Source organism: Paraburkholderia youngii, from assembly GCF_013366925.1.
Lineage (GTDB): Bacteria > Pseudomonadota > Gammaproteobacteria > Burkholderiales > Burkholderiaceae > Paraburkholderia > Paraburkholderia youngii.
This window is the reverse complement of sequence record NZ_JAALDK010000001.1, coordinates 5,404,341-5,429,489: the sequence shown is the minus strand read 5'-3', so window position 1 is coordinate 5,429,489 and position 25,149 is coordinate 5,404,341. Positions and strand designations below refer to the sequence as shown.

The window sequence follows — 25,149 nt, the reverse complement described above, 5'->3', positions numbered from 1 at the left end:
CGTCAGATTCTCGTGCTGTCGAGTGCTTCGACGAGGGTCCAGTAAGGCGTGATCGAGCGCAGACGGATCGGGTAGATCCGCCGCAGCAGCGCGAGCGTCGCGTCGCTATCGGTGAGCTGATAGATGCCCGACACGCGTAGATCGGCGACGTCGGCGGCACAGCGCAACACGCCGGCGTGATAGCGCGCGAGTTCATCGACGAGGTCCGCGATACGCATGTCGTTCGCGTAGAGCAGGCCACGCGTCCACATCGCCTCGCGTGGGTCGAGCGTGAGCGGCGCCGCGATGCCGTCGCGCGTGAACCTGCACCATTGGTCCTGCGTCAGCATCAGCGCCGCGGTCGCTGCCGGCGTCGCCAGCGCGTCGCCGCGAAACGCAGCCACGCGCGTGAAACCATCGCGTTGCTGCACACTGAACTGCGCGCCACGCGCTTCGACGACGCCTTCGGCCGTTTGCACGAGTAAAGGCGCATGAGTCGTTCGGGTGCCAGCGCTGCCGCGGACATCGCTCACGGGCCGCACCATGATTTCCCCTTCAAGCAGATGAACGCGCCGAACGTTCGCTTCGAACGCGACGTCGATCGCGCTCGCGCTGCCCAGCGTGATCTGGGAGCCATCCGCGAGCAGTATGTCATGCAGTTCGCCGGTCGCGGTGCGGAAGTCGGCGGTCCATGTGCGCCATGGCGGGCGGCTCGCGAGCCAGCCCGCGGGCGCGGCGATGGCGAGCCACGACAGCGCCTTTAGCGCGCGTCGCCGTCCCGCCGACACGCCGACAACCCCCGCGTCTTCGCGTAGCGCGGTGCCGGCTTCGCGCCGCAATTCATGATTGGCCTGTCTTTCCGTATTCGACTCGCAAAGCATTTTGATTAAATGTGCTGCATTCTGAACGCAATTGACAGATGTGATTCATCAATTGAATTTTGCAAATCACATTTAACAATCCATGCCTATTGAATTGGCTATTTCCGGTTGAATGTGAACCTGAGTTCACATCGGGGTTACGCACGCACACCCGGTAATTTCAGATCAGGCAGACACATTGTCACCGATACAAAAAAACTGCGCCATGCGTGTGACTTTACTTTTTCATGAATGTTTGGCCGTGAAATACGGCTAATTGTGCCGCAAGCGAACGTAGCCCTTTCGTCATGAATTACAGAGTGCCGGGTTTAGCTGGGCCACGCGGATCATCGCCGTCCTGCGCGCGGGCGAGTTCCCGGTTGCGTTGCAACCTGTCATGCATCATGACTTCCGTTCGAGCATGAACCCCGGTAAAGCTCCGTGCGCTGCCGCACCTTCGATGCAGACGAAAAAACGACAGCCGTATCAAAGGCTTGCGGCTTTTTCCAGGAAGTTATGCACAGATTTGCCAACAAAAACTGTGGGTAACTTTGCGAGTATGGTCGCGTGTCGAAGCGCTGTCAGTCTTCGAGCGCCCACGCGCGCTTGCGGCGCAGCAGCGCCGAGCCGATCGATACCGCGGCGCCGATGCCGCCCATCGTCAGCGATAGCGCGACGATCAGTGGGCCCGTTTGCGTACGAGCCGAGAACACGCCGACCAGCAGGCCGGCGAGCGGCTGCGTCAGATTGTTCAGCAAAATCGCGACGCCGATCGTCTTGCCGTAGTCCTCGGGCGGAATGATCTGCAAACGCGCGCTGCGGATGTACACGTTGAACATCTTGTCGAAGCCGACGATCAGCAGAAAGCCGAGCGCATAGCCCCACGGCGACGCGCTCGCGCCCGCGATCACGCCGCCCGCGCAGATCGTCACGAACGCGACGAGACCGAGCACGCGCGCGGGCCAGCCGGCGCGCGCCACCGTCAGCAGCACCAGCACCGTGGCGACCGCGCCGGCCGTTTGCAAAGCTGCGTAGTAGCGATTGGATTGCGCATGCAAGCCCGTCACCATCGCCGCCGATGTCGCGAGCGTGACACCGATGACGAGGTTCTCCGCGGCCGCGAGCATGATGACCTTTTTCAAACCCGGCAGCGTCCACACGTGCTTGAGCGCGATGCGCAGCGGCGTGCTCCAGCGAGCGGCGCGCGCGAGCGATTGAGCGGACCCGGGCGAGCGCGCGCGAAAACCGCTCAGTCGCTGCCAGACCAACAGCGCCGCGTCGGCGCACAGAAACAGCACGCCGGTCGCGGCGACCACCCATTCCCAACGCCACACACCGAGCAGCAGGGCGGCGAGCATCGGCCCGAGCACAAAGCCGAGCTGGTCGGCCAGTTGCGAATAAGCGAGCACTTTCTGGATCTGCTGCGTGCTGAAGATCTGCGGCAGCATCACCTCGCGCGCGACGAGCCCCTGGCTCGTCAGCACGCCGCACGCGGCCGACAGCGCGATCAGCCAGCCGATGCCGCCGAACAGCGCATACGCGGCGATACCACCGAAGCACGCGAGTGCGCGCACTGCCTGGCTCAGCCGCATCAGACGCAGCGGCGGGAAGCGGTCGCAGAGCGCGCCGAAGAACGGGAACACGAGGTAGCGCGGCAGCGTTTCGATGAAGAACGCGAGGCCCGACCATGAAACCTGGCGCGTCGTTTGATAGACGACGAGCGGCACCAGAAAGAGCAGGATCTGATCGGCGAGACGCGCGATGAACAGCGAGTAGAAGAACGCCTGATGGTTGACGCGCACCGTGGTTGTCTCGCCGTGTTTGGGTGGAGTCCGATCCTATCAAAAGATCGCGCAAGCGAGGGAAGGCGGGGCGCTCGCTGCCGACGCGGTCCTACTCGCCGCGATACGCCTGTTCCAGCGGCGCGATATCGAGCTTGACCATCTTCATCATCTGCGCCATCACGCGGCTTGCCTTCGCGCGATCCGGATCGCGCAGCATCTGCAGCAGAACGTTGGGCGTGATCTGCCACGACACGCCGAAGCGGTCCCGCAGCCAGCCGCAGGCCACCGGCTCGCCGCCGTCGAGCAGCTTCGACCAGTAGCGGTCGACTTCTTCCTGCGAGTCGCAGTGAACCATCAGCGAGATGGCCGGCGTGAATTTATATTGCGGGCCACCGTTCAGCACCATGAACTCCTGGCCTTCGATTTCGAAGGTGACGGCGACGACCTCGCCCGCCGGTCCGGGGCCGGCGTCCGTGGAGTGCAGCGTAGTGGCGATGCGCGAAGCCGGAAACACCGACGTGTAGAACTCCGCGGCTTCTTCCGCATTGCCGTCGAACCACAGGCACGGCGCGATTTTCTGCATGGCGTTGCTCCTTCGGGACGGGTGTCGGTGGGGCCGGGCGTGCGTTCGCCCGACGCCCACCTTCAGCTCACTTCTTCTCTTGGGACGAACAATCCATCGCGGCCATCGCCTTCTGGATTTCCTCGGCGCTAAGGTCGCGCTTGTGCGTCGCGAGCGACCAGCTGTGGCCGAACGGGTCTTTGACCTGGCCATAGCGGTCGCCCCAGAACATATCGGTGACGGGCATCGTGACGGTCGCGCCTGCGTCGACCGCCTGTTTGAAACTTGCGTCGACGTCCGGTACGTAGTGGTGAATCGTGACCGGCGTGCCCTTCAGCGTGTTCGGGCCGAAGGTTTGGTGCTCGGGCCATTCGTCGGTCAGCATCAGCATCGAGTCGCCGATTTTCAGGGTCGCGTGCATCACCTTGCCGTCGGGGCCGGGCAGACGGACCTGTTCGACGGCGTTGAAGGCTTTCGTGTAGAACGCGATCGCATCGGCGGCGTTCTTGCAGATCAGGTACGGCGTGAGTGAGTGCATCCCTTCCGGGATCGGTTTGACTGCGGCGCTGGACATGACGGTGACTCCTTGAAGTAACGGTTCCTCAGTGGAAAGACCGGCTGCGTGAGCTGGGTCTTCAACGTTACGACGAGTTCGTGACCGTTGGATCGACACTCCGGGAAAAATATTTTCGGGCCCGGGCGAGGGCGAGTCGCCGTTGTCATTCACCCCGCCGGATTGTCCTCGTCCGCAGGCGGCGCGGACGACGGCGCCACACTGCCGGCCGGTGCGCCGAGGATGCTGATCTGGAACGTCCGCGTCGCGGCGAGCGACTGCAGCGTCGCGTCCTCGGCGATGCGCTCGTCGAGCGGCAGGATTACCGAACCACCGATCACCGCGCGCCGGCTGTTGTCGGCCGGACGCAGGCCCCACACGTCCTGATAGACGACCGGGACCGTGGCGCCGTTGCGCGTCGTGGTGCCGAGGTACAGCATCACGTGGCCGCCGATGTAGATCAGCGTGCGCAGCGGCACGCCATGCCGCGCCAGATAGTCGAGCCGCTCGGCGGGCGTCGAGTCCGACAGATCGATCATGCGGCCGGCGCTCATCTGCGTCGACGAATGGCGCGGCAGCCACACGCCGAACGCCGCGAAGATGCTTTGCAGTTCCGACGAACAATCGTTGTAGAGGCCGCTGTTCCCCCAGCCGTACGGCCGGCCGATCAGCGCCTTCAACAGCATCGCGAGATGGCGCGGTGTCGCGGTGAGCGGCATCGGCGTGATCTGCGTGGTGTCGAGCGACGCGGTGCGGATCAGCGCGCGGCCGTCGACGTCGCGCGCGGGAACGAGTAGCTGGAGCGCGCCTGCGTTGGTGCTGGTCGCGGCTGGCGATGCGGAGCCACCCGTCAGCAGCGGCAGCATCGTCCCGGCCGGCGCGTTGAAGCGGAATACGTCGCGGCTGTCGTTGACCGCCGCCGACGCGGCGATCACCGCGCCCAGCGACTTGCCGGCCGCCGTGCGCCATTGATCGATGAAACGATCGTCGGCGAACGCCACGCCGTCGCTGCGCACCCAGCCCTGCACGTCGGGCGTCTGCACGTAATGCCATGCACCGTCGACGCTGCTGCCGAGCACATAGAGCGGCGTACCCGGCCGCACCGCCGAAATCTGCAGGTTGTCGAACGGATAGCCTTCGCCGGCCAGGTGACGGTCGTAGAACGACGGATCGGTGGTTGGCAGTTCGCGCACCATCAGGTTGCCGGTCGCGATCGCGCGCCGCTCGGGCTGATACACCGGCGCTTGCGTGAACTGCGCGACGTTGATGTTGCGCGCGATCGCGTCGATCCACGCCTTGTCGTGCGGCCGGAAGTTTTCGCCGTAACCGATGACGCCGCCATGCTTGCCGGTGTTGTCGAACTTGTCGATGCGGCGCTGTTGCAGTGCGGCAATGTCCTCGCCCTGTTCGCCAAACACGCGTGCGCTCACCCAGGCGGGATTCCATGGCGACGGCGCGTTCTCGCCCGTGCCGAAGTAGCGCGCGAACAGCGCGTCGAAGTGTGCGCGCTGCTCGGCGGCGCTGAGAAACGGCCGATCGTAGTCGGGGCTGTTCGGATCGAGCCAGTGATCGACGTTCTGGTCGTAATGGGCGAGCGGAAACAGCGTGACGTTATCGACGAAAGCGTGCGTGCCATGCGGCGGCGTTGGCGTGCCGCACGCGACGAGCATCGTAACGGCGGCGCATAGCATGGCGGTGCGGCAGGCACGGCCGGAGAGAACGGCGACTGGCATAAAGATTCGGCGTATGAGGTGCAAGGCCACGATGATACGGTGCCGGCGATACCCGCGGCGCATTGGATGTTTGGTGGCGGCGCGCGCGGCATCCGCTACACTCGCTTTGTCCGTCCACCCGCGCGTTGCCACGCGCTTCAATCGACAGGGAGCACGCTATGAAAACCAGCGCCCGCAATCAGTTCAGCGGCGAAATCACTGACGTCACGCACGGTGCCGTCAACGACGAAGTCACGCTGCGCACGTCGGACGGTCTCGAGATCGTCGCGATCATCACGCACGGCAGCGCGAAATCGCTCGGGCTCGCGGCTGGCAAGCAGGCGTTTGCCCTCGTGAAGGCATCGTCGGTGATCGTGATGGTCGATGTCGCGAAGCACCAGGTGTCGGCGCGCAACTGCGTCGAAGGGACCGTCGCGGCCGTGACGAAGGGCGCGGTCAATTCGGAAGTGACGATCGGTGCAGGCGGCGCACAGATCGCGGCGATCATCACGAACGACAGCGTCGAGCGTCTTGGCCTCGCGAGCGGCAAGACGGCGACGGCGATTTTCAAGGCGTCGAGCGTGATTATTGGGGTCGATCAGTAGCAGGCCCAGGCCTTTGGGACGGGTACTCAACGAGATCTCACTTATCCCGCAGCGCGCGAACGATGATGCCGTCCCATCCAAACACAATCCTGTGAGCGTCCATCCGGAAAACCGCAAAACAATTGTCGCTATCTACGACAACGGTTCTAGCGGGCAATCCGGTTTCATTCACGCGAAGCCCGAACTGATCTTTCAACGCCGAAAGCGTGTCGATTCGTTTGACGGTAAAACCTGTGTTCGGCTTGCAGGTTTCACTGTCGAAACTCATGGATTGCGGCGTAATTGTCATCGTCATGCCGAGAATCCTTTTTGCTTCGGGGATGCCACCAGAAATATCGGCGTAGTCAACTACATCGGTCACGACCCAATTGCCGACGAAATCATTAATCGTCGCGTGTGGTGTTTGTGCCGCGCACACGCTCGCCGAGGCGGTCAGTGCGAGAGCGACATATGCAAAAATCTTGTGGCCTGTCATTGTGCGGACTGCCGGAACGGTGCGGATTCTCGTTGGCGCCGGCTCGTTAGTCCCCGGCTTCTCTTCGCAGGACCGATCTTTCGGCCATTGCGATCGCGCGGGGTAATCATCACATTGAGCATCATTTTTTCTGCGACGGCTGTCATGTCTCCGGTATTTGCGGGACCTAGCGCGTCGCGTGTGTTCTGGCGTGACGAGTTATAAGCAAAAGACACGGCAGCATCGAACTGTGCCTGAGTCAATTCGTACTGCGTGACCACGGTTTTAACTGCTGCCTCTGCCTCACGAACCCGATTTCGCAGGATAGTGTTTGCCTCTTCGGGAACAACCGTTCGCGCTAGTTCCTCCGCCGTACACGGACCGAAGTGGGCTAATGTGCCGATGCCCCAGGTGCAATTACCATTCTTTGGTGCATCGTTGTAGTAGCGCATAACGACGCCTTCATTTATACGAAGGGCGGTATAGCCTGCTTCACTCATGGATTTATCTGAATTTGCGTTTGGCATCGAGTATCTTAAAAAAGCAGATCGAATGGAGTGAGTAATATAACAAAATAGAACTCGCAAAAATCAGTTTGAGTTAAAATAATGCGAAATGAGTTATTTATAATATTAAGATAGAATCTGAAAAGGGCAAATTGAGAATTGGAGGGGACGCGAGCATATGCGCGCGGTGTGTGTCGCCGCGTTCGACATCCGCGCGTGGGGATTGCGCTTGCTTTAAACTTTGCCGTTTACCATCCCGCTCTGATTAGAGACCCCGTCATGTTCCAAGTTTCCTCTACCTCGCATCTGCCGAAAGCCGCGCAATATGAAGAACTGGTTGCGCAGGCGCGCGCGCTCTTGGCCGGCGAAACGGACTGGATCGCCAACGCCGCGAACTTCTCGTCGTTCGTCTTTCATTCGTTGAGCGATCTGAACTGGGCCGGCTTTTACTTTCACGACGGCCGCGAACTGGTGGTCGGCCCGTTCCAGGGCAAGCCCGCGTGCGTGCGCATTGCACTCGGCAAGGGCGTCTGCGGTACGGCCGCGCAAACCCGTCAGACCCAGGTCGTGCGCGACGTGCACGAGTTTCCTGGTCACATCGCGTGCGATTCGGCGTCGCAATCGGAAATCGTCGTGCCGCTCGTCGCGCCCGACGGTACGCTGATCGGCGTGTGGGATGTCGATAGCCCGATCATCGCGCGCTTCGACGAGGAGGACGCGAAGGGCATGCAAGCGTTGTGCGCGGTGTTCATCGAGGCAGCGCTGCCGCGCGGCGTGTAACGTCGCGAATCGCGCCGAGCGCGGCGCGCAGAATGAAGCGCAGATCGTCCATCTCAATCTTTGAGACGCTCGAGCGCATCTTCTTTATGCCGTCGAGATCGACGCCCGGTTACAAGTCGCGTACCGCATCTTGCGACCGATGGACAGGAACGCGTCGTGCTGGCTCTGCATCGGTATCGATCAAGCGGACCAAGCCGACGATGGACGACTCCCTCTACCGTTTCTTTCATCTTCAGCCGTCACTGCTCGTCACGCTGACACACGACGTCGTTGATATCGCGATTGCCGTGCTGATCGTCGTGATTGGCTGGTGGTTGTCGAATCGCGTCGGCGCGATGTTAGCGAAGGCGCTCGCACGCACGCACGCGGACCCGACCCTCGCGCCGATGCTCGCGGCGATGGGCACGTGGGCCGTGCGCGTGCTCGCCTTCATCGCGGCGCTCGGTGAAGTCGGCATCGCGACCGCGAGCGTATTGGCCGTGCTCGGCGCGGCTGGCCTCGCGATCGGCCTCGCGCTGCAAGGCACGTTGCAGAACATCGCGGCCGGCATGATGCTGCTGTTGCTGCGACCGTTTCGCGTCGGCGACGTGATCGAAGGCAGCGGCGCCGCGGCTGGCATCGTCCGCGAGGTGGGGCTCTTCACGACGCGGATCGAACGCGGCGACGGCAACATCGTGTTCGTGCCGAATAGCCAGATCTGGAGCAATCCGGTGATCAACTACAGTTGTGGCGGGACGCAGCGCATCGAGGTCGACGTGGAACTCGCGCAGCGCAAGGACGTGGATGCGGCGATCGGGCAACTGCAGAAACTCGTGGCCGACGAGCCGCGTGTGCTGAGCGGTTCGACGCTTGCACCGGTGGTGTCGGTTGCGGATTATCCGGCGGATGGCGGCGCGACGTTAAGGATCGCCGCGTGGGTCAGGTCGCCGGACGCGTCGTTGGCTGGCGGCGATCTGCAACAGAGGGCGCAGTCTGTGCTGGAGCAGGCGGGGTGTGAGGTGGCGGCTTAGGCCTCGAGAGGTTCGGGTTTAGGGTTTCGCGGCATGGCATACGGCCTCGATGCGATTGCCGGCCGGGTCGATCAGAAATGCGGCGTAGTAGCCGGGGTGATAGTGGGGCCTCAAGCCAGGTTGGCCGTCGGATTTGCCGCCGGTCGAGAGTCCCGCTTTGAAGAATGCATCAACGTGCTCGCGGGACGGCGCTTTGAAGCACCAGTGACGTTTGTTTTCTGTTATTTCATTTGGATCGAGATACACGGCCAAATAGGTCGATGAGGTGTCGTCGATCGTGCAACGCTCGCCGTAGCCTAAGGCGGTGGGACGGTCGAAGACTTTGCTCGTGCCGAGAGCTGACATGATGGCGTCGTAGAAAGGGCGGGCTGCCTCGATGTCGGGAACGCCGATCGATACGTTATCGAGAAGCTGCATTAGATGTCTCCCTCTGGAAGTTGCGCTGAGTTTATACCTTTGACTCGTTTCAACAGGGCTTGGCGATGCGCAGGCGTTCGACTATCAGCCGGATATGCCGGCGGGTGTTTTCGCTCGCGGAGGTTAGGATGTGGATCCAGTGGATCGATAGTCGCGACGACTCGAGGGGGGCCACGCTCAGCGAGCAGAAGGGTGATGAGTACGTCCAGAAACTGAGGGCTGGAGCTCGCCTGTTATTTGTTCTCGAGCCGTCGTGTGGTGCTGAAATGGCCGTGCTTTGCGAATCACTTTCGCTAAAGGCGAGAATCTGAATCGGGTGCTGACAAGAACATCGAAAAGCTGATGCGGGCACTGCGCCCAGACCGGTATGAATGATCCGGCCTGATCCGGGGCAATACCTACATCAGCACGATATCGTACTGCTCCTGACTCAAATTCGACTCCACCTGCAACGACACCGGCTTGCCGATGAAATCGATCAGCATCGCCAGATGCTGCGACTCTTCCTCGAGAAACAGATCGATCACCTGCTGCGCAGCGACCACGCGGAACTCGCGCGGATTGAACTGCCGTGACTCGCGCAGAATCTCGCGCAACACGTCATAGCACACCGTGCGCGCGGTCTTCACCTGCCCCTTGCCCTGGCAAACCGGGCACGGTTCGCACAGCACATGCGCGAGCGACTCACGCGTACGCTTGCGTGTCATCTCGACGAGCCCGAGCTGCGAGAAGCCGTTGACGGTCACCCGCGTGCGATCGCGCGACAACGCTTTCTTCAGTTCCCCTAGCACCTGGTCGCGATGCTCGGCGTTTTCCATATCGATGAAATCGATGATGATCACGCCGCCCAGGTTGCGCAGCCGCAATTGCCGCGCGATGGTATGCGCGGCCTCGAGGTTGGTCTTGAAGATCGTGTCGTCGAAGTTGCGCGCGCCGACGTAACCGCCGGTGTTCACATCGATCGTCGTCATCGCCTCGGTCTGGTCGATCACGAGGTAGCCGCCCGACTTCAGGTCCACGCGACGCGACAGCGCGCGCTGAATCTCGGCCTCGATGTTGTACAGATCGAATAGCGGCCGCTCGCCGGTGTAGTGATGCAGCTTCGACGATACCGCCGGCGTGAACTCGGCCGCGAAATCGGCGAGCATCTGATGCGTCTCGCGCGAATCGACCTGGATGCGCGACGTTTCATCGTTGACGAAATCGCGCAGCACGCGCTGCGCGAGATTCAAATCCTGGTAGAGCAGGCTGGTGGGCGGCATGCGCTGCGCCTGCGACAGAATCGTCGCCCACGTCTTGCGCAGATACGCGACATCGGCGGCGAGCTCTTCGCTCGTCGCATCCTCGGCGATCGTGCGCACGATGTAGCCGCCTTTCTCATCGGCGGGCAGCACGGCGGTCAGACGCGCGCGCACGGCCTCGCGCTCGGCTTCGCTTTCGATCTTCTGCGAGATGCCGATGTGCGGCTCCTGCGGCAGATACACGAGCGTGCGCCCGGCGATGCTCACTTGCGTGGACAGCCGCGCGCCCTTCGTGCCGATCGGGTCCTTGACGACCTGCACCATCAGCGTCTGACCTTCGAAGACGATCTTTTCGATCGGCTGATGCGGTGCTTGATGTTGCGCTTCGCCGGCAATGCGCGGATGCCAGATGTCGGCGACGTGAAGGAATGCGGCGCGTTCGAGGCCGATGTCGATGAACGCCGATTGCATGCCAGGCAGCACGCGCACGACCTTGCCGAGATAGACATTGCCGACGCGCCCGCGCGACAGCGTTCGTTCGACATGAAGTTCCTGGACGGCGCCCTGTTGAACGAGCGCGACGCGCGTTTCCTGCGGCGTGACATTGATCAGGATTTCTTCATTCATGGTGTTGTTCTAGAAGTCGATGCGCGCTGCACGCAGGAGGGCAGCGGTTTCAAAAAGCGGCAAACCCATGATACCCGAATAGGACCCGTCTATATGCTCGATAAACTCCGCCGCGCGTCCCTGCACGCCATAGGCACCCGCCTTGCCGAGCGGCTCTCCGCTCGCCGCATAGCGACGCAACGCGTCTGCGTGCACTGCAGCAAAACGCACCTTCGACACCGACAACGCCGCTGGCAGCAGCGCGCCGTCGGCATCGATCACGGCGAGCGCGGTCAGCACTTCGTGCGTGCGGCCCGCGAGGCGCGTGAGCATCGCGACCGCATCGTCGGCGTCGATGGGCTTGCCGAGAATCGCGTCGTCGATCGTGACGGTGGTGTCGGCGACGAGGATCGGCCGCACCGCGTGACCAGCGGCCACGAGACGCGCGCGCGCCGCGTGCGCTTTCGCAATGCATACGCGCCGCACGTAGTCGCGCGCGTGTTCGCCGGGCCGTTCGGCTTCGAGCGCTTCGGCGTCTTCATCGGGGCGCGGCAGCAGCAATTCGAAACGCACGCCGAGCTGTTGCAGCAGCTCCTGGCGGCGCGGGCTTTGCGAGGCGAGGTAGACGAACGGATGCAGCGAAGCGGAGGGCGTGAGCATGAACGGGTCTCGATGGAGCGGGGAACGGATGGCGTGGCGGCGGTGAACGCGGATGGGCGTGGAAGAGCGGGCGGGGCGAGCTTGATTCGGCGACGCGATCGATGCGCCGAATCCATTCATGGCATCGATGCGCGGCGCGTCGGGCGCATCATCGCATGAAGTGGCGGCAATGCGTTCAAGAAGCGTATCGATCAGAGCACCCGCGACGTGCCATCAACAACGAACGGTTGCCCAGGCGTCGCCGCGCTGGCTCCGGCACTCACGCGCGATGATACGGGTGATTTTGCGTGATGGTCCACGCACGGTAAAGCTGTTCGGCCAGCAGCACGCGCACCATTGCGTGCGGCAGCGTGAGGCTCGACACGCGCAGCATCATATCGGCGCGTGCTTTCAGCTCGGGATCGAGACCGTCCGCGCCGCCGATCAGAAAGGCCACGTCGCGGCCGTCCTGCTGCCAGCCCGGCAACGCGCCCGCGAGCTGCATCGTGGTCCAGTCCTTGCCGCGTTCGTCGAGCGCGACGATGCGCGCGTTCTTCGGCAACGCGGCTTCGATCTTCTGCCGCTCGGCGGCCATCACGCTTTCGGCCGAACGGCCCGACGAGCGCTGCTCCGGTTTGATCTCGCGCAGCTCGATGCGCAGCTCGGGCGGCATGCGCTTCGCGTATTCGTCGAAGCCGGTCGCGATCCAGTCCGGCATCTTGTGGCCGACGGCGAGGATATGCAGTTTCATTGCGAGGAAACTAGCGATGTGGCCGACACGGCCCGCTTACTTGCGGCGCGCGCTAGTCTTGCGCGCGGGCTTCGCGGCAGGCAAATCCTCGTCTTCCTCGTCGTCGGGCTCGCTTGCACGCGCGCCGCCGAACGGACTCGGCGTGGACAGCTTGATGCGCACCGGCTTGTCGCCCCATATTTCCTCGAGGTTGTAGTACTGGCGCAGCGCCGGCTGCAGGATGTGGACGATCGCGTCGCCGCAATCGACCAGCACCCATTCGCCGATGTCCTCGCCCTCGGTGCTGACGATCTCGCCGCCGGCTTCCTTCACGCCTTCGCGCACGCTCGACGCGAGCGCCTTGGTTTGCCGGTTCGACGTGCCACTCGCGACGATCACGCGATCGAACAGCGAGGTCAGGTGGCTGGTGTTGAACACTTTGATGTCTTGCGCCTTGACGTCTTCGAGAGCGTCGACGATTACGCGCTGCAGTTTGCGAATATCCATGGAGTTACCGGTGGTACAGATGATGTTGAAGAATATAGTCCCACACCGCGGCGGGGACGTGACTCGTGGCCTGATCCTGGGCGGTGTCGCTCGCACCCGCGTGGACCAGCCGCTGGTTGACCTGCTCGCGCAGCTGCGCGCGAATGTCGGTGGCCGAAACGTTGAACGCGAGCGTCGTGTCGATCAGCAGATGGCCGCAGGGCGTGGCCTGCAGCACCTCGGCTTTCGCGCGGCGCGCGGCGATTTCCCTCGCCACCGCGGGGGCGACCGAGGCGAGGTCGAAGCCGGGCCGCGTGGCCGCGCCGATATGCGCAAGCTCGAACAGGCGCCGCCAGTCGCGCCACGTGTCGAGATGCACCAGTTGATCCGCGCCGATCAGCAGTGTGATCGATGCGTCGTCGCCTTCGCGCTCGCGCCAGCGTTGCAGCGTGTCGACCGTGTAAGTCGCGCCCTCGTGCTCGATTTCGTCGGTCGCGACGCGCACCGTCACTCCGGGGATCGCGAGCGACGCAGCCGCCGCGCGCGTCATTGCGAGTCGATGTTCGGCAGACGATACGTCGGCTTTCTGCCACGGCTGGCCGGCCGGCAGCAGCACCAGTTCGGTCAGCCGCAGCACATCGGCGAACCGCCGCGCGAGCGCGAGGTGACCGTCGTGGATCGGATCGAAAGTGCCGCCCAGAAGACCGATCCGGCGGGGCAGTGCGACAGGGTGAGCGTTCGGCTTCAGGTGAGGATCCTTTGTCGTGACCGTAAGCGACACGGGCGGCGCGTCACACCCACTCGCGCGGCACGAGGAAATCGCTGTACAAGCGAGCTTCCGGCGTGCCCGGCTCGGGGTGCCAGTTGTAGCGCCAGTTCACCACGGGCGGCATCGACATCAGGATCGATTCGGTGCGTCCGCCGCTCTGCAGCCCAAATAGTGTGCCACGGTCGAAGACCAGATTGAACTCGACGTAGCGCCCGCGCCGGTAGGCCTGGAACGCGCGTTCGGCTTCGCCGTAGGGCGTATTGCGGCGCCGCTCGATGATCGGCAGGTACGCCTTGAGAAAACCTTCGCCGACGCTTTTGAGCATCGCGAACGATTGCTCGAAGCCGGGCGCCGAGAAATCGTCGAAGAAAATCCCGCCGATGCCGCGCGCCTCGTTGCGGTGCTTCAGGAAGAAATACTCGTCGCACCAGCGCTTGAAGCTCGGGTACAGGTCCGCGCCATATGGCGCGAGCGCGTCGCGGCACACCTGATGGAAATGCCGCGCGTCCTCTTCGTAGCCGTAGTAGGGCGTCAGATCCATGCCGCCGCCGAACCAGAACACCGGCTCTTCGCCTTCCCTGGTCGCAATGAGCAGGCGCACATTCATGTGCACGGTCGGGCAGTGCGGATTGTGCGGGTGCAGCACGAGCGACACGCCCATCGCCTCGAAACCGCGCCCGGCCAGTTGCGGCCGCGCGGCGCTCGCCGAGCCCGGCAGCGCGTCGCCGGCGACGTCCGAGAAGCCGATGCCGGCGCGCTCGAAGAACTGGCCGCCTTCGAGAATCCGCGTGACGCCGCCGCCGCGCAGCTTCTCGCCAGGTCCGCGCTGCCATGCGTCGGTCGCGAATGCGGTGCCGTCGAAGGCGCCCAGCGTGTCGGCGATATGCGATTGCAGGCCTTGCAGCCAGTTGCGCACGGCTTGTGCGTCGTAGCTCGAATTGCTCATGAATGCAGGTTCTTCGAAAGAGGGCGACGGCCGCGTTCGCGCCGGGTTGGCTGCCGGGACGCTCGGACCGCGCGTTCGGATGAAAGCGGCTTGCCGCTTCGGTCGATCCGCGGGCTCCGTGCCCGCCTGTCGCGACGAGCGCGAAAAATGCAGTGTAGCGCGCGTCGTGCCGCGCGCCCGCGGCGCGCTGTCGCGTGGGCGCCGCTCGCACGGCGCCCAGCGGTACCGCTTATTTGCCGTCGTGCTTGCGATTGAGCGCGCGATAGCCGATGTCGCGGCGGTACTGCATGCCGTCGAAGGCGATCTGGTTGATCGTGTGATAGGCGGCCGCCTGCGCGGTGCGCACCGAATCCGCCAGACCGACGACGCACAGCACGCGCCCGCCCGAGGTAGTCAGCTTGCCGTCCGTCAGCGTGGTGCCGGCGTGGAACGTGACCGAATCCGCGGTTTCGGGGGGAATGCCGTTGATGCGGTCGCCCTTCCTCGGTGTGTCCGGATAGTTGTGCGCGGCGAGCACGACGCCGAGCGCGGTACGGCGGTCCCATTCGAGCTCGACGGTGTCGAGCGTGCCGGCGATCGCATGTTCGACCACTTTCGAATAGTCGCCCTTCAGACGCGCCATGATCGGCTGCGTTTCGGGGTCGCCCATCCGGCAGTTGAATTCGAGCGTCTTCGGGTTGCCTTGTGCGTCGATCATCAGGCCCGCGTACAGGAAGCCGGTGTAGCGGATGCCTTCCTTCTCCATGCCGCGCACCGTCGGCAGGATGATTTCGCGCATCACGCGCGCATGCAGCTGCGGCGTGACGATCGGCGCAGGCGAGTAGGCGCCCATGCCGCCCGTGTTCGGGCCCTGGTCGCCGTCGAGCAGACGCTTGTGATCCTGGCTCGAAGCGAGCGCGAGCACGTGCTTGCCGTCGACCATCACGATGAAGCTCGCTTCCTCGCCGGCGAGGAACTCCTCGATCACGACGCGCGCACCGGCGTCGCCGAGCTTGTTGTCCGACAGCATCATGTCGACCGCGGCGTGCGCTTCTTCCAGCGTTTGCGCGACCACCACGCCCTTGCCGGCGGCGAGGCCGTCGGCCTTGATCACGATCGGCGCGCCCTTGGCGTCCAGATACGCGTGCGCGGCGGCGACGTCGGCGAAGGTTTCGTACTCGGCCGTCGGGATGCCGTGGCGCTTCATGAACGCCTTGGCGAAATCTTTCGAGCTTTCGAGCTGAGCGGCTTCTTTGGTCGGCCCGAAGATCTTCAGACCGCGCGAGCGGAACAGGTTGACGATGCCTGCCGCGAGCGGCGCTTCCGGCCCGACCAGCGTGAACGCGATCTGTTCTTTTTCGACGAAATCGGCGAGCGCGGCCGGATCGGTGATGTCGACGTTGAGCAGACGCTCATCCTGAGCGGTGCCGCCGTTGCCGGGCGCGACGTAGACGAGCTGAACCCGCGGCGATTGCGCGAGCTTCCATGCCAGCGCATGTTCGCGACCGCCGGAACCGACGACGAGTAACTTCATGTGAATCCCCGAGACTTAAAAACCATAAACGGCCGAGCGCTGTGCTCGGCCGTGCAATAAACCATCGACAGCAAGGGCAAACGATGCGAAAGCCCGGCGCGCCATTACTCGCCCGCGATCGACGCGTTTGTATAGACTTCCTGCACGTCGTCCAGATTTTCCAGCGCGTCGAGCAGCTTCTGCATTTTCACGGCGTCGTCGCCGGTGAATTCGACTTCGGTCTGCGGCTTCATCGTGACTTCGGCCAGTTCGGCCTTGAAGCCCGCCGTTTCGAGCGCTGTCTTCACCTTCGAAAAATCGTGCGGCGGGCACAGCACTTCGATACTGCCGTCCTCGTTCGTCACGACGTCGTCGGCGCCCGCCTCTAGCGCGGCTTCCATCAGCGAGTCTTCGGCGGTACCGGGCGCGAACAGGAACTGGCCGACGTGATCGAACATGAACGACACCGAGCCGTCCGTGCCCATGTTGCCGCCGTTCTTCGAGAACGCGTGACGCACTTCCGCGACCGTGCGGGTGCGGTTGTCGGTCATCGTGTCGACGATCACCGCCGCGCCGCCGATGCCGTAGCCTTCGTAGCGGATTTCCTCGTAGTTCGCGCCTTCCGCGCCGCCGACACCGCGCTGGATCGCGCGGTTGATGTTGTCCTTCGGCATGTTGGCGTCGTACGCCTTGTCGACCGCGAGCCGCAGACGCGGGTTCGAGTCGATTTCGCCGCCGCCCATACGCGCCGCGACCTGGATTTCCTTGATGAGCCGCGTCCAGACCTTGCCGCGCTTGGCATCGGCCGCTGCTTTCTTATGCTTGATGTTGGCCCATTTCGAATGACCCGCCATACTTTTCTCCGTCGCGCGCGCCAGCGGGGCGCACGCATAGTGCAATTGTCGTTGCGATGTCGGCGCCCCGCGGGTTGCGCCTCGCGTGTCGTGTCCCGATCCCAAACCGTCAGGTGAAAGGCTGCCGCCCGCTCGCGCTCGTTGCTCGCGCTTGTCGCTCGGCTTGGCCCGTCGGCGCGGCCACTCCTGCCGCCGATCTCAGCCTGGCCGTTCCCGCGCGTCGTTCCACGCTTGCCCGCCGGCAGGCGTTCGAGCCGGTTCATGCATGAGCCGCGGCCCAAGCGGGGCCGCAGGGCGGCAGCGCGATGGAAGCGGGGCAGCTTGCGCGGCCAGGCGCCGCATGACCTGATGCGAAGGCGCGGGGCGCCGGTCGAAATTGCAGACGGTGGTGCGAGTGATCGTGCGAGTCGAGCCGCTCATCGAGCGGATTCGAATTTTATCACGCCGCGAGGGTGCGGCAGAGGGGGCCGCGGCGCGAAACCGGCCGCAAATGCAATGAAATCGAAGTGAAAATGAATGGAGGCGGCGCGGATGTGTCACCGGGACGGCCGGATGCCGTCGAAAGCGGGGGCGGCTTTAGGGCAGGGACACCGCCGAACCACCCCGCCGGCTCCTGCGCGTCAGTTCTTCGTACCGAACAACCGGTCGCCCGCGTCGCCCAGGCCCGGCACGATGTACGCATGCTCGTTCAGATGCGAATCGAGCGACGCGACGAACAGCTTGACGTCCGGGTGCGCGTCCTGGAACACCTGCACGCCTTCGGGCGCGGCGACGAGCGCGAGGAACAGGATGTTCTCGGCGGCCACGTTGCGGCGCTTGAGCACATCGACCGCGTGCACGGCCGAGTAGCCGGTCGCGACCATCGGATCGCAGAGGATGAACACGCGGTCTTCGAGGTCCGGCAGCCGCACCAGGTATTCGACCGGCCGATGATCCTCCGCGCGATACACGCCAATGTGGCCGACCCGCGCCGACGGTACCAGCTCGAGCAGGCCGTCCGACATGCCGACGCCCGCGCGCAGCACCGGCACGATCGCGAGCTTCTTGCCGGCGATCACCGGCGCGTCGATCTCGACGAGCGGCGTGGTGATGCGGCGCGTCGTCATCGGCAGGTTGCGGGTGATTTCGTAGCCCATCAGTAGCGTGATTTCGCGCAGCAATTCGCGGAACGTGCGCGTCGACGTGTCCCGGTCGCGCATGTGCGACAGCTTGTGCTGGATCAGCGGGTGATCGAGGATGAAGAGATTGGGGAATCGGCTGTCCTGGGTCATGGCGGGCTCGCGCGCGGCGGCAAGGTGGATCGGTTCGGCGCGCCCATCCGTTGGTTTCACCAGCGCCCGAAGCTCGGACGAACGGAGGAAATGCGCGCCACCGCGCAAGTTTACCGAAAGAGTACCGCCCGGCGATACCTGAGATTGAAGCGACGCGGCACAGTCCGCCACCGATTCTTCTAGAATCTGGGGAAACTTCGCTACGAGGGCATCCACATGGACTTGGGAATCGCAGGACGTACCGCGCTGGTTTGCGCGGCGAGCAAAGGTCTGGGACGCGGCTGCGCGGAAGCGCTCGCGGCCGAGGGCGTCAACCTGACGATCGTCGCGCGCACCGCCGAAACGCTCGAAGCGACCGCCGAGGCGATCCGCAAGCAGAGCGGCGTCGAGGTGAAGGCGGTCGCATGCGACATCACCACGCCCGAAGGGCGCGCCGCCGCGCTCGCCGCCTGCCCGCAGCCGGACATTCTCGTCAACAACGCGGGTGGCCCGCCGCCGGGCGATTTCCGCGACTTCACGCACGACGACTGGATCCGCGCGCTCGAAGCCAACATGCTGACCCCGATCGAGCTGATCCGTCAGACCATCGACACGATGAGCGCGCGCGGCTTCGGGCGCATCGTCAACATCACGAGCTCCGCGGTGAAGGCGCCGATCGACGTGCTCGGCCTGTCGAATGGCGCGCGCTCGGGGCTGACCGGTTTCGTCGCGGGTCTCGCGCGCAAGGTCGCGCCGACCGGCGTGACGATCAACAACCTGCTGCCGGGTCTGTTCGATACCGACCGCATCGCGGTCACGATCGAGGCGCAGGCGAAGACGCACAACATTTCCATCGACGAAGCGCGCAAGCAGCGCATGAAGACGATCCCCGCCGGGCGCTTCGGCAATCGCGAAGAATTCGGCCGGGCCTGCGCGTTCCTGTGCAGCACGCATGCCGGCTACATCACCGGGCAGAACTGGCTGATCGACGGCGGCGCGTATCCCGGTACGTACTGAGCTGGTACGTACTGAGCACGCACGTACCGACGTCACCCGTCACATCACAACAACGATATTCACAACGGTTTGAGGAGTCTTAAGTCATGAGCACCCGCATTGCGCTGATCGCACACGATCACAAGAAGGACGACATCGTCAAACTGGCCGGCGAATACGTCGACACGCTCGCGCGCTGCGAGATCGTGGCGACCGGCACGACCGGCGGACGCATCAGCGACGCGCACGGCCTCACGGTCGAGCGCATGTTGTCGGGCCCGCACGGCGGCGATCTGCAGATCGGCGCGCAGCTCGCCGAAGGGCGCGTTGACATGGTGATTTTCCTGCGCGACCCGATGACGCCGCAGCCGCACGAGCCGGACATCAACGCGCTGGTGCGCGCGTGCGACGTGCACAACATTCCGTGCGCGACGAATATTTCGACCGCGCGCATGGTGCTCGACGTGCTGACGCTGCGCCTGTCCGGCGAGGCGTGAGCGCGCGGCTCCCCGCACCCATACCCCTACAGAACAAGGAGACATGATGGTCAAGGCAATCCGTTTCGACAAAACCGGCGGCCCCGAAGTCATGAAATGGGTCGACGTCGAGGTGGGCGAGCCCGGTGCGGGCGAGATCCGCATTCGCCAGACGGCGGTCGGCCTCAATTACATCGACGTGTATTTCCGCACCGGCCTGTATCCGCTGCCGCTGCCGGGCGGGCTCGGCATGGAGGCGGCCGGCGAGGTCAGCGCGCTCGGCTCGGGCGTGAGCGGTCTGAAGGTCGGCGATCGCGTTGCGTATGTCGCGCGGCCGCCCGGCGCGTACGCGCAGGAGCGCGTGCTGCCGGCCGCGCAGGTCGTCAAGCTGCCCGATGCGGTCAGCGACGAGCAGGCCGCGTCGGTGATGCTGCAAGGCTTGACCGCGCAGTATCTGCTGCGCCGCACGTATCGGGTGAAGGCCGGCGACACGATCCTGATTCAGGCCGCGGCGGGCGGCGTCGGCCTTCTCGTGTGCCAGTGGGCGAAGGCGCTCGGCGCGACGGTGATCGGCACGGTCGGTTCCGACGAAAAAGCCGAGATCGCGAAAGCGCACGGCTGCGATCACGCGATCGTCTATACGCGCGAAAACTTCACGAAGCGCGTACGCGAGATCACCAACGGCGCGGGCGTGCCGGTCGTCTACGATTCGATCGGCAAGGACACCTTCGAAAAGTCGCTCGACTGTCTCGCGCCGCTCGGCCTGTTCGTGAGCTTCGGCAACGCGTCGGGTCCGCTGCCGCTGATCGACTCGTCGGAATTCGCAGGACGCGGTTCGCTGTTCTTTACGCGCCCGACGCTTTTCACCTACATCGCGAAACGCGCCGATTACGAGGCGATGTCGGCCGAGTTGTTCGACGTGCTGAGCTCGGGCAGGGTCAAGACGAGCATCAATCAGCGCTATGCGCTGCCGGATGTCGGCCAGGCGCATGCGGAGCTCGAAGGGCGCCGCACGACGGGGTCGACGATCCTGCTTCCGTAAAAAATCTTCGCGGCCTCCGGCTGCGCTACCCGACCTTCACCAAGGCCGTTTCATCGCGAGATGAAACGGCCTTTTCCGTTTACGCGATTTTTACGCGCACCGCGCAATCTTTGACCGGCCCTTTAGGCGGATCGGCATACCGTTCTACCTATCCAAAATCCGTAAATGGGGAACACAAATGGATGTGTTGTATGTCGGTGGCCTGGCGCTGTTTGCCGTGCTGACCTTTGCGCTGATTGGCGGCTGCGAGAAGCTGATGCAGTTCCGTCGCGGACAGGGAGTGCGCTGATGACCTGGATGCTGTGGCTGGCCGGCGCGTCCACCGCGCTGCTGTTCATCTATCTCGTGTATGCGCTGCTGCGCGCGGAGGACATTGAATGAACACGAACGATGTCCTGCAGGCGAGTCTTTTTATCGTCGTGCTACTGGCCGCCGCGGTGCCGGTGGCGAGCTATCTTGGCGCCGTGATGGACGGCAGCTCAAGCGTGGTGCGCTTCGGCGCGCCGCTCGAACGGCTGCTTTACCGTATCGCGGGCGTCGATCCATCGCAGGAAATGGGCTGGAAGCACTACGCGATCGCCACGGTCGCGTTCAACGTGTTCGGCGTGGCATTCCTGTACGTGCTGCTGCGTGTGCAAGGATGGCTGCCGGGCAATCCGCAGCAGTTCGGCGCGATGTCGGTCGACAGCGCGTTCAACACCGCGGTCAGCTTCGTGTCGAACACCAACTGGCAGGACTACACGCCCGAGCAGACGGTCAGCTATCTGACGCAGATGCTCGGCCTGACCGTGCAGAACTTCCTGTCGGCGGCGACCGGGATCGTCGTCGTGATCGCGCTGATTCGCGGCTTCGCGCGTCATACCGCGCAGACGATCGGCAACTTCTGGGTCGACATCACGCGCGTGACGATGTACGTGCTGATTCCGATGTCGATGATCATCGCCGCGCTGCTGATGAGCCAGGGTGTAATCCAGAACTTCAAGGCCTATCAGGACGTGCCGACGCTGCAGACCACCACCTACGCCGCGCCGAAGCTCGACGCGCAAGGTAATCCGGTGAAGGACGCAAAGGGCAATCCGGTGACGGTCGATACGCCCGTGAAGACGCAGACCATCGCGATGGGTCCGGTCGCGTCGCAGGAAGCGATCAAGATGCTCGGCACCAACGGCGGCGGCTTCTTCAACGGCAACTCCGCGCATCCGTACGAAAACCCGACGCCGTTCTCGAACTTCGTGCAGATCTTCTCGATCCTGATCATCCCGGCGGCGCTCGCGCTCGTGTTCGGTCGCGTGATCGGCGACCGCCGCCAGGGTGTCGCGGTGCTTGCGGCGATGACGATCGCGTTCGGCGTCTGCGTGTTCGGCGAGATCAGCGCCGAGCAAAGCGGCAATCCCGCGTTCACGGCGCTCAAGGTCGATCAGTCGGCGAACGCGCTGCAGGCGGGCGGCAATGCCGAAGGCAAGGAAACGCGCTTCGGTATCGCGCAGTCGGGCATCTTCACGGTCGCGACCACGGCGGCTTCGTGCGGCGCGGTCGCCAATACGCACGATTCGTTGACGCCGATCGGCGGCCTGTACCCCATGCTGTTGATGCAGCTAGGTGAAGTGATCTTCGGCGGTGTCGGTTCCGGCATGTACGGGATGCTCGTGTTCGCGCTGCTCGCGGTGTTCGTCGCGGGGCTGATGATCGGGCGTACTCCTGAATATGTCGGCAAGAAGATCGAGGCCTACGAGATGAAGATGGTGTCGATCGTGGTGCTGCTCACGCCGCTGCTCGTGCTGGTGGGCACCTCGATAGCGGTGCTGACCGACGCGGGCAAGGCCGGCATCGCGAACCCCGGCGCGCATGGCTTCTCCGAAATCCTCTACGCGTTCAGCTCGGCCGCGAACAACAACGGCAGCGCGTTCGCGGGGCTCACGGTGAATACGCCGTTCTACAACTGGCTCACCGCGATCGCGATGTGGTTCGGCCGCTTCGGCACGATCGTGCCGGTGCTCGCGATCGCCGGCTCGCTCGCCGCGAAGAAGCGCATCGGCGTTACCGGCGGCACGCTGCCGACGCACGGCCCGTTGTTCGTCGTGCTGCTGCTCGGCACGGTGCTGCTGGTCGGCGCGCTGACCTACGTCCCGGCGCTCGCGCTCGGTCCCGGCGTCGAGCATCTGATGATGATCGGCGTGCAGTGACGAGTGACGCGGGGCCTCGATCAACGACGCCCAACGACCGAACAGGCGCTTGCACGCGGCAAGCCCGCAAGCGCACAAGGATATTCGAGGATTCAATGACTGAACATAACGCTACGCGGTCCATGTTCGACCCGGCGCTGCTGCGTCCGGCGATCGTGGACTCCTTTAAAAAGCTCACGCCGCGCACGCAGTTTCGCAACCCGGTGATGTTCTGCGTGTACGTCGGCAGCATTCTGACGACCATTCTGTGGATCGCCGCGCTCGGCGGTCAGGCGGAGGCGCCCGCCGGCTTCATTCTCGCGGTCACGCTATGGCTGTGGTTCACGGTGCTGTTCGCGAACTTCGCGGAAGCGCTCGCCGAAGGCCGCTCGAAAGCGCAGGCCGCGTCGCTGCGCAGCGCGAAGAAAGACGTGATGGCCAAGAAGCTCAACGAGCCGCACCCGAAGTCGCCGATCCGCATCACCACCGCGACCGATCTGCGTAAAGGCGACGTCGTGCTGGTCGAAACCGGCGACGTGATTCCGGCCGACGGCGAAGTGATCGACGGTGTCGCATCGGTCGACGAATCGGCGATCACCGGCGAATCGGCGCCGGTGATCCGCGAGTCGGGCGGCGACTTTTCGTCGGTGACGGGCGGCACGCGCGTGCTGTCGGACTGGATCGTCGTGCGCGTCACGGCGAATCCGGGCGAGGCATTCCTCGACCGCATGATCGCGATGGTCGAAGGCGCGAAGCGTCAGAAGACGCCGAACGAAATCGCGCTGACCATCCTGCTCGTCGCGCTGACGATCGTGATGCTGCTCGCCACCGCGACGCTGCTGCCGTTCTCGATGTTTTCCGTCGAGGCCGCCAAGGCTGGTCATGTGGTGACGATCACCGCGCTCGTCGCGCTGCTCGTGTGTCTGATTCCGACGACGATCGGCGGCCTGCTGTCGGCGATCGGCGTGGCCGGCATGAGCCGCATGATGCAGGCGAACGTGATCGCAACCTCGGGCCGCGCCGTCGAAGCGGCCGGCGACGTCGACGTGCTGCTGCTCGACAAGACCGGCACCATCACGCTCGGCAACCGCCAGGCGTCGCAGTTTCTGCCCGCGCCGGGTCTGAGCGAAGAGGCGCTGGCCGATGCCGCGCAGTTGTCGTCGCTGGCCGACGAAACGCCGGAAGGCCGCAGCATCGTCGTGCTCGCGAAGCAGCGTTTCAATATCCGTCAGCGCGACATGGCCTCGCTGCACGCGGTGTTTCTCGCGTTCACCGCTCAGACCCGCATGAGCGGGGTCGATCTGTCGCCGCAAGGAACGCCCGCCGGAACCCACGGCCGTGAGATCCGCAAAGGCGCGGCCGATGCGGTCAGGCACTACGTCGAGGCGAACGGCGGCCGTTTCCCGAATGAAGTCAGCAATGTGGTCGCCGAGGTCGCGCGACGCGGCAGCACACCGCTCGTGGTCGCCGAGAAGGGCGAGCAGGGCGCGCGCGTGCTCGGCGTGATCGAGCTGAAGGACGTCGTGAAGGGCGGCATCAAGGAGCGCTTCGCCGAGCTGCGCAAGATGGGCATCAAGACCGTGATGGTGACGGGCGACAACCGTCTGACCGCCGCCGCGATCGCGGCCGAAGCAGGCGTCGACGACTTCCTCGCCGAAGCGACACCGGAGACGAAGCTCGCGACGATCCGCGCGCACCAGGCTGAAGGGCGTCTGGTCGCGATGACCGGCGACGGCACCAACGACGCGCCCGCGCTTGCGCAGGCCGACGTCGCGGTCGCGATGAACACCGGCACCCAGGCAGCCAAGGAAGCCGGCAACATGGTCGACCTCGATTCGAATCCGACCAAGCTGATCGAGATCGTCGAGATCGGCAAACAGATGCTGATGACGCGCGGTTCGCTAACCACGTTCTCGATCGCCAACGACGTCGCCAAGTACTTCGCGATCATCCCGGCCGCGTTCGCATCGACGTATCCGGCGCTGAATGCGCTGAACGTGATGCATCTCGCGACACCGACCTCGGCGATCATGTCGGCGGTGATCTTCAACGCGCTGATCATCGTGCTGCTGATTCCTCTTGCGCTTAAGGGCGTGCGCTACCGCGCGCTAGGCGCCGCGATCCTGCTGCGCCGCAATCTGCTGATCTACGGACTCGGCGGGATCATCGTGCCGTTCATCGGCATCAAGCTGATCGATATGGTGCTGGCCGCGTTCGGCTGGGTATGAGATGGATGAA

27 protein-coding genes are annotated in these 25,149 nt (G+C 64.1%); 10 read left to right on the top strand and 17 right to left on the bottom strand.

The features are described 5' to 3' along the window. Positions 1–2: 2 nt before the first annotated feature. The 5 genes from G5S42_RS24805 to G5S42_RS24785 all read right to left on the bottom strand — a co-directional run bounded on the left by G5S42_RS24805 (position 3) and on the right by G5S42_RS24785 (position 5,471). On the bottom strand, positions 3–860 hold the full coding sequence (locus tag G5S42_RS24805; RefSeq protein WP_217709948.1) for a FecR family protein: 858 nt from the start codon (positions 858–860) through the stop codon (positions 3–5). 560 nt (positions 861–1,420) lie between these two features. After that, positions 1,421–2,641 carry an MFS transporter gene (locus G5S42_RS24800; protein WP_176109172.1) on the bottom strand — a complete coding sequence of 407 codons (1,221 nt, stop codon included), beginning with the start codon at positions 2,639–2,641 and terminating at the stop codon, positions 1,421–1,423. Between the two features lie 91 nt (positions 2,642–2,732). After that, positions 2,733–3,206 (bottom strand): VOC family protein, encoded by a 474-nt coding sequence (locus G5S42_RS24795; RefSeq protein WP_176109171.1) that lies wholly within the window; start codon positions 3,204–3,206, stop codon positions 2,733–2,735. A gap of 67 nt (positions 3,207–3,273) precedes the next feature. After that, positions 3,274–3,759 carry a VOC family protein gene (locus G5S42_RS24790; protein ID WP_176109170.1) on the bottom strand — a complete coding sequence of 162 codons (486 nt, stop codon included), beginning with the start codon at positions 3,757–3,759 and terminating at the stop codon, positions 3,274–3,276. A gap of 149 nt (positions 3,760–3,908) precedes the next feature. Continuing rightward, entirely contained in the window at positions 3,909–5,471 is a 1,563-nt protein-coding gene (locus tag G5S42_RS24785) for an SH3 domain-containing C40 family peptidase (protein WP_246392070.1), read from the bottom strand. A 158-nt stretch (positions 5,472–5,629) separates the two neighbouring features. Here G5S42_RS24785 and G5S42_RS24780 point away from each other — a divergent pair, with 158 nt between their 5' ends. Further along, positions 5,630–6,055: a TOBE domain-containing protein gene (locus G5S42_RS24780; protein ID WP_176109169.1), complete on the top strand. Its 426-nt coding sequence runs from the start codon at positions 5,630–5,632 to the stop codon at positions 6,053–6,055. Between the two features lie 37 nt (positions 6,056–6,092). Here G5S42_RS24780 and G5S42_RS24775 read toward each other — a convergent pair whose 3' ends face one another. After that, positions 6,093–6,530: a hypothetical protein gene (locus G5S42_RS24775; protein WP_176109168.1), complete on the bottom strand. Its 438-nt coding sequence runs from the start codon at positions 6,528–6,530 to the stop codon at positions 6,093–6,095. Then, positions 6,527–7,009, bottom strand: a complete 483-nt coding sequence (locus tag G5S42_RS24770; RefSeq protein WP_246392069.1) for a lysozyme — start codon at positions 7,007–7,009, stop codon at positions 6,527–6,529. The genes G5S42_RS24775 and G5S42_RS24770 overlap by 4 nt, the downstream gene beginning before the upstream one ends. A 285-nt stretch (positions 7,010–7,294) precedes the next feature. On the opposite strand from G5S42_RS24770, the gene msrC reads away from it, so the two are divergent. Further along, positions 7,295–7,795 (top strand): free L-methionine (R)-S-oxide reductase MsrC, encoded by a 501-nt coding sequence (gene msrC / locus G5S42_RS24765; RefSeq protein ID WP_176109166.1) that lies wholly within the window; start codon positions 7,295–7,297, stop codon positions 7,793–7,795. 200 nt (positions 7,796–7,995) lie between these two features. Next, a complete protein-coding gene (locus G5S42_RS24760) occupies positions 7,996–8,805 on the top strand; it encodes a mechanosensitive ion channel family protein (RefSeq protein WP_176109165.1) in 810 nt (269 codons plus the stop codon). An 18-nt stretch (positions 8,806–8,823) separates the two neighbouring features. Here the strand turns inward: G5S42_RS24760 and G5S42_RS24755 are convergent, their stop codons facing one another. The 10 genes from G5S42_RS24755 to upp all read right to left on the bottom strand — a co-directional run bounded on the left by G5S42_RS24755 (position 8,824) and on the right by upp (position 18,256). Beyond that, positions 8,824–9,222, bottom strand: coding sequence for a VOC family protein (locus tag G5S42_RS24755; RefSeq protein WP_176109164.1), 399 nt, complete (start codon positions 9,220–9,222; stop codon positions 8,824–8,826). 398 nt (positions 9,223–9,620) lie between these two features. Beyond that, entirely contained in the window at positions 9,621–11,090 is a 1,470-nt protein-coding gene (rng, locus tag G5S42_RS24750) for a ribonuclease G (protein ID WP_176109163.1), read from the bottom strand. A gap of 9 nt (positions 11,091–11,099) precedes the next feature. Beyond that, on the bottom strand, positions 11,100–11,729 hold the full coding sequence (locus G5S42_RS24745) for a Maf family protein (protein WP_176109162.1): 630 nt from the start codon (positions 11,727–11,729) through the stop codon (positions 11,100–11,102). A gap of 259 nt (positions 11,730–11,988) precedes the next feature. Beyond that, a complete protein-coding gene (gene rlmH, locus G5S42_RS24740; protein ID WP_008919684.1) occupies positions 11,989–12,459 on the bottom strand; it encodes a 23S rRNA (pseudouridine(1915)-N(3))-methyltransferase RlmH in 471 nt (156 codons plus the stop codon). Positions 12,460–12,495: 36 nt separating this feature from the next. Continuing rightward, positions 12,496–12,945, bottom strand: coding sequence for a ribosome silencing factor (rsfS, locus tag G5S42_RS24735; RefSeq protein ID WP_176109161.1), 450 nt, complete (start codon positions 12,943–12,945; stop codon positions 12,496–12,498). A 4-nt stretch (positions 12,946–12,949) separates the two neighbouring features. Then, positions 12,950–13,705: a nicotinate-nucleotide adenylyltransferase gene (locus tag G5S42_RS24730; protein WP_176109160.1), complete on the bottom strand. Its 756-nt coding sequence runs from the start codon at positions 13,703–13,705 to the stop codon at positions 12,950–12,952. Positions 13,706–13,715: 10 nt separating this feature from the next. Then, positions 13,716–14,639 (bottom strand): oxygen-dependent coproporphyrinogen oxidase, encoded by a 924-nt coding sequence (gene hemF, locus G5S42_RS24725; protein ID WP_176109159.1) that lies wholly within the window; start codon positions 14,637–14,639, stop codon positions 13,716–13,718. A 229-nt stretch (positions 14,640–14,868) separates the two neighbouring features. Beyond that, the gene (gene purD, locus G5S42_RS24720) at positions 14,869–16,152 is read right to left on the bottom strand and encodes a phosphoribosylamine--glycine ligase (protein ID WP_176109158.1); all 1,284 of its coding nucleotides are present in this window, start codon (positions 16,150–16,152) and stop codon (positions 14,869–14,871) included. A gap of 104 nt (positions 16,153–16,256) precedes the next feature. Further along, positions 16,257–16,985, bottom strand: a complete 729-nt coding sequence (locus tag G5S42_RS24715; protein ID WP_176109157.1) for a YebC/PmpR family DNA-binding transcriptional regulator — start codon at positions 16,983–16,985, stop codon at positions 16,257–16,259. Positions 16,986–17,605: 620 nt separating this feature from the next. Continuing rightward, entirely contained in the window at positions 17,606–18,256 is a 651-nt protein-coding gene (upp, locus tag G5S42_RS24710; RefSeq protein ID WP_013088896.1) for a uracil phosphoribosyltransferase, read from the bottom strand. A gap of 216 nt (positions 18,257–18,472) precedes the next feature. Here upp and G5S42_RS24705 point away from each other — a divergent pair, with 216 nt between their 5' ends. The 7 genes from G5S42_RS24705 (at position 18,473) to kdpB (ending at position 25,139) form a co-directional block, all read left to right on the top strand. Continuing rightward, a complete protein-coding gene (locus tag G5S42_RS24705; RefSeq protein WP_176109156.1) occupies positions 18,473–19,252 on the top strand; it encodes an SDR family oxidoreductase in 780 nt (259 codons plus the stop codon). Between the two features lie 86 nt (positions 19,253–19,338). After that, positions 19,339–19,728 (top strand): methylglyoxal synthase, encoded by a 390-nt coding sequence (locus G5S42_RS24700; protein WP_013088898.1) that lies wholly within the window; start codon positions 19,339–19,341, stop codon positions 19,726–19,728. Positions 19,729–19,774: 46 nt separating this feature from the next. After that, the gene (locus G5S42_RS24695; RefSeq protein WP_176109155.1) at positions 19,775–20,749 is read left to right on the top strand and encodes a quinone oxidoreductase family protein; all 975 of its coding nucleotides are present in this window, start codon (positions 19,775–19,777) and stop codon (positions 20,747–20,749) included. Between the two features lie 178 nt (positions 20,750–20,927). After that, complete coding sequence (locus G5S42_RS24690) at positions 20,928–21,038, top strand: potassium ABC transporter ATPase (protein ID WP_176109154.1); 111 nt, start codon at positions 20,928–20,930, stop codon at positions 21,036–21,038. Beyond that, on the top strand, positions 21,038–21,130 hold the full coding sequence (gene kdpF, locus G5S42_RS24685; protein WP_085484604.1) for a K(+)-transporting ATPase subunit F: 93 nt from the start codon (positions 21,038–21,040) through the stop codon (positions 21,128–21,130). Before G5S42_RS24690 ends, kdpF begins: the two co-directional genes overlap by 1 nt. Next, the gene (kdpA, locus tag G5S42_RS24680; RefSeq protein ID WP_176109153.1) at positions 21,127–22,932 is read left to right on the top strand and encodes a potassium-transporting ATPase subunit KdpA; all 1,806 of its coding nucleotides are present in this window, start codon (positions 21,127–21,129) and stop codon (positions 22,930–22,932) included. The genes kdpF and kdpA overlap by 4 nt, the downstream gene beginning before the upstream one ends. A 95-nt stretch (positions 22,933–23,027) precedes the next feature. Then, positions 23,028–25,139 (top strand): potassium-transporting ATPase subunit KdpB, encoded by a 2,112-nt coding sequence (kdpB, locus tag G5S42_RS24675; RefSeq protein WP_176109152.1) that lies wholly within the window; start codon positions 23,028–23,030, stop codon positions 25,137–25,139. Positions 25,140–25,149: the final 10 nt, after the last annotated feature.

Bases quoted from the DNA above. Each gene is read 5' to 3' on its own strand.
- kdpF (WP_085484604.1), top strand. From the start codon at position 21,038: ATGACCTGGATGCTGTGGCTGGCCGGCGCGTCCACCGCGCTGCTGTTC.
- G5S42_RS24745 (WP_176109162.1), bottom strand. From the start codon at position 11,729: ATGCTCACGCCCTCCGCTTCGCTGCATCCGTTCGTCTACCTCGCCTCG.
- rlmH (WP_008919684.1), bottom strand. From the start codon at position 12,459: ATGAAACTGCATATCCTCGCCGTCGGCCACAAGATGCCGGACTGGATC.
- G5S42_RS24805 (WP_217709948.1), bottom strand. From the start codon at position 860: ATGCTTTGCGAGTCGAATACGGAAAGACAGGCCAATCATGAATTGCGG.
- kdpA (WP_176109153.1), top strand. From the start codon at position 21,127: ATGAACACGAACGATGTCCTGCAGGCGAGTCTTTTTATCGTCGTGCTA.
- upp (WP_013088896.1), bottom strand. From the start codon at position 18,256: ATGACCCAGGACAGCCGATTCCCCAATCTCTTCATCCTCGATCACCCG.
- G5S42_RS24700 (WP_013088898.1), top strand. From the start codon at position 19,339: ATGAGCACCCGCATTGCGCTGATCGCACACGATCACAAGAAGGACGAC.
- hemF (WP_176109159.1), bottom strand. From the start codon at position 14,639: ATGAGCAATTCGAGCTACGACGCACAAGCCGTGCGCAACTGGCTGCAA.
- G5S42_RS24785 (WP_246392070.1), bottom strand. From the start codon at position 5,471: ATGCCAGTCGCCGTTCTCTCCGGCCGTGCCTGCCGCACCGCCATGCTA.
- G5S42_RS24690 (WP_176109154.1), top strand. From the start codon at position 20,928: ATGGATGTGTTGTATGTCGGTGGCCTGGCGCTGTTTGCCGTGCTGACC.
- purD (WP_176109158.1), bottom strand. From the start codon at position 16,152: ATGAAGTTACTCGTCGTCGGTTCCGGCGGTCGCGAACATGCGCTGGCA.
- G5S42_RS24790 (WP_176109170.1), bottom strand. From the start codon at position 3,759: ATGTCCAGCGCCGCAGTCAAACCGATCCCGGAAGGGATGCACTCACTC.
- G5S42_RS24780 (WP_176109169.1), top strand. From the start codon at position 5,630: ATGAAAACCAGCGCCCGCAATCAGTTCAGCGGCGAAATCACTGACGTC.
- G5S42_RS24705 (WP_176109156.1), top strand. From the start codon at position 18,473: ATGGACTTGGGAATCGCAGGACGTACCGCGCTGGTTTGCGCGGCGAGC.
- msrC (WP_176109166.1), top strand. From the start codon at position 7,295: ATGTTCCAAGTTTCCTCTACCTCGCATCTGCCGAAAGCCGCGCAATAT.
- G5S42_RS24775 (WP_176109168.1), bottom strand. From the start codon at position 6,530: ATGACAGGCCACAAGATTTTTGCATATGTCGCTCTCGCACTGACCGCC.
- G5S42_RS24795 (WP_176109171.1), bottom strand. From the start codon at position 3,206: ATGCAGAAAATCGCGCCGTGCCTGTGGTTCGACGGCAATGCGGAAGAA.
- G5S42_RS24715 (WP_176109157.1), bottom strand. From the start codon at position 16,985: ATGGCGGGTCATTCGAAATGGGCCAACATCAAGCATAAGAAAGCAGCG.
- kdpB (WP_176109152.1), top strand. From the start codon at position 23,028: ATGACTGAACATAACGCTACGCGGTCCATGTTCGACCCGGCGCTGCTG.
- rng (WP_176109163.1), bottom strand. From the start codon at position 11,090: ATGAATGAAGAAATCCTGATCAATGTCACGCCGCAGGAAACGCGCGTC.
- G5S42_RS24770 (WP_246392069.1), bottom strand. From the start codon at position 7,009: ATGAGTGAAGCAGGCTATACCGCCCTTCGTATAAATGAAGGCGTCGTT.
- G5S42_RS24760 (WP_176109165.1), top strand. From the start codon at position 7,996: ATGGACGACTCCCTCTACCGTTTCTTTCATCTTCAGCCGTCACTGCTC.
- G5S42_RS24755 (WP_176109164.1), bottom strand. From the start codon at position 9,222: ATGCAGCTTCTCGATAACGTATCGATCGGCGTTCCCGACATCGAGGCA.
- rsfS (WP_176109161.1), bottom strand. From the start codon at position 12,945: ATGGATATTCGCAAACTGCAGCGCGTAATCGTCGACGCTCTCGAAGAC.
- G5S42_RS24695 (WP_176109155.1), top strand. From the start codon at position 19,775: ATGGTCAAGGCAATCCGTTTCGACAAAACCGGCGGCCCCGAAGTCATG.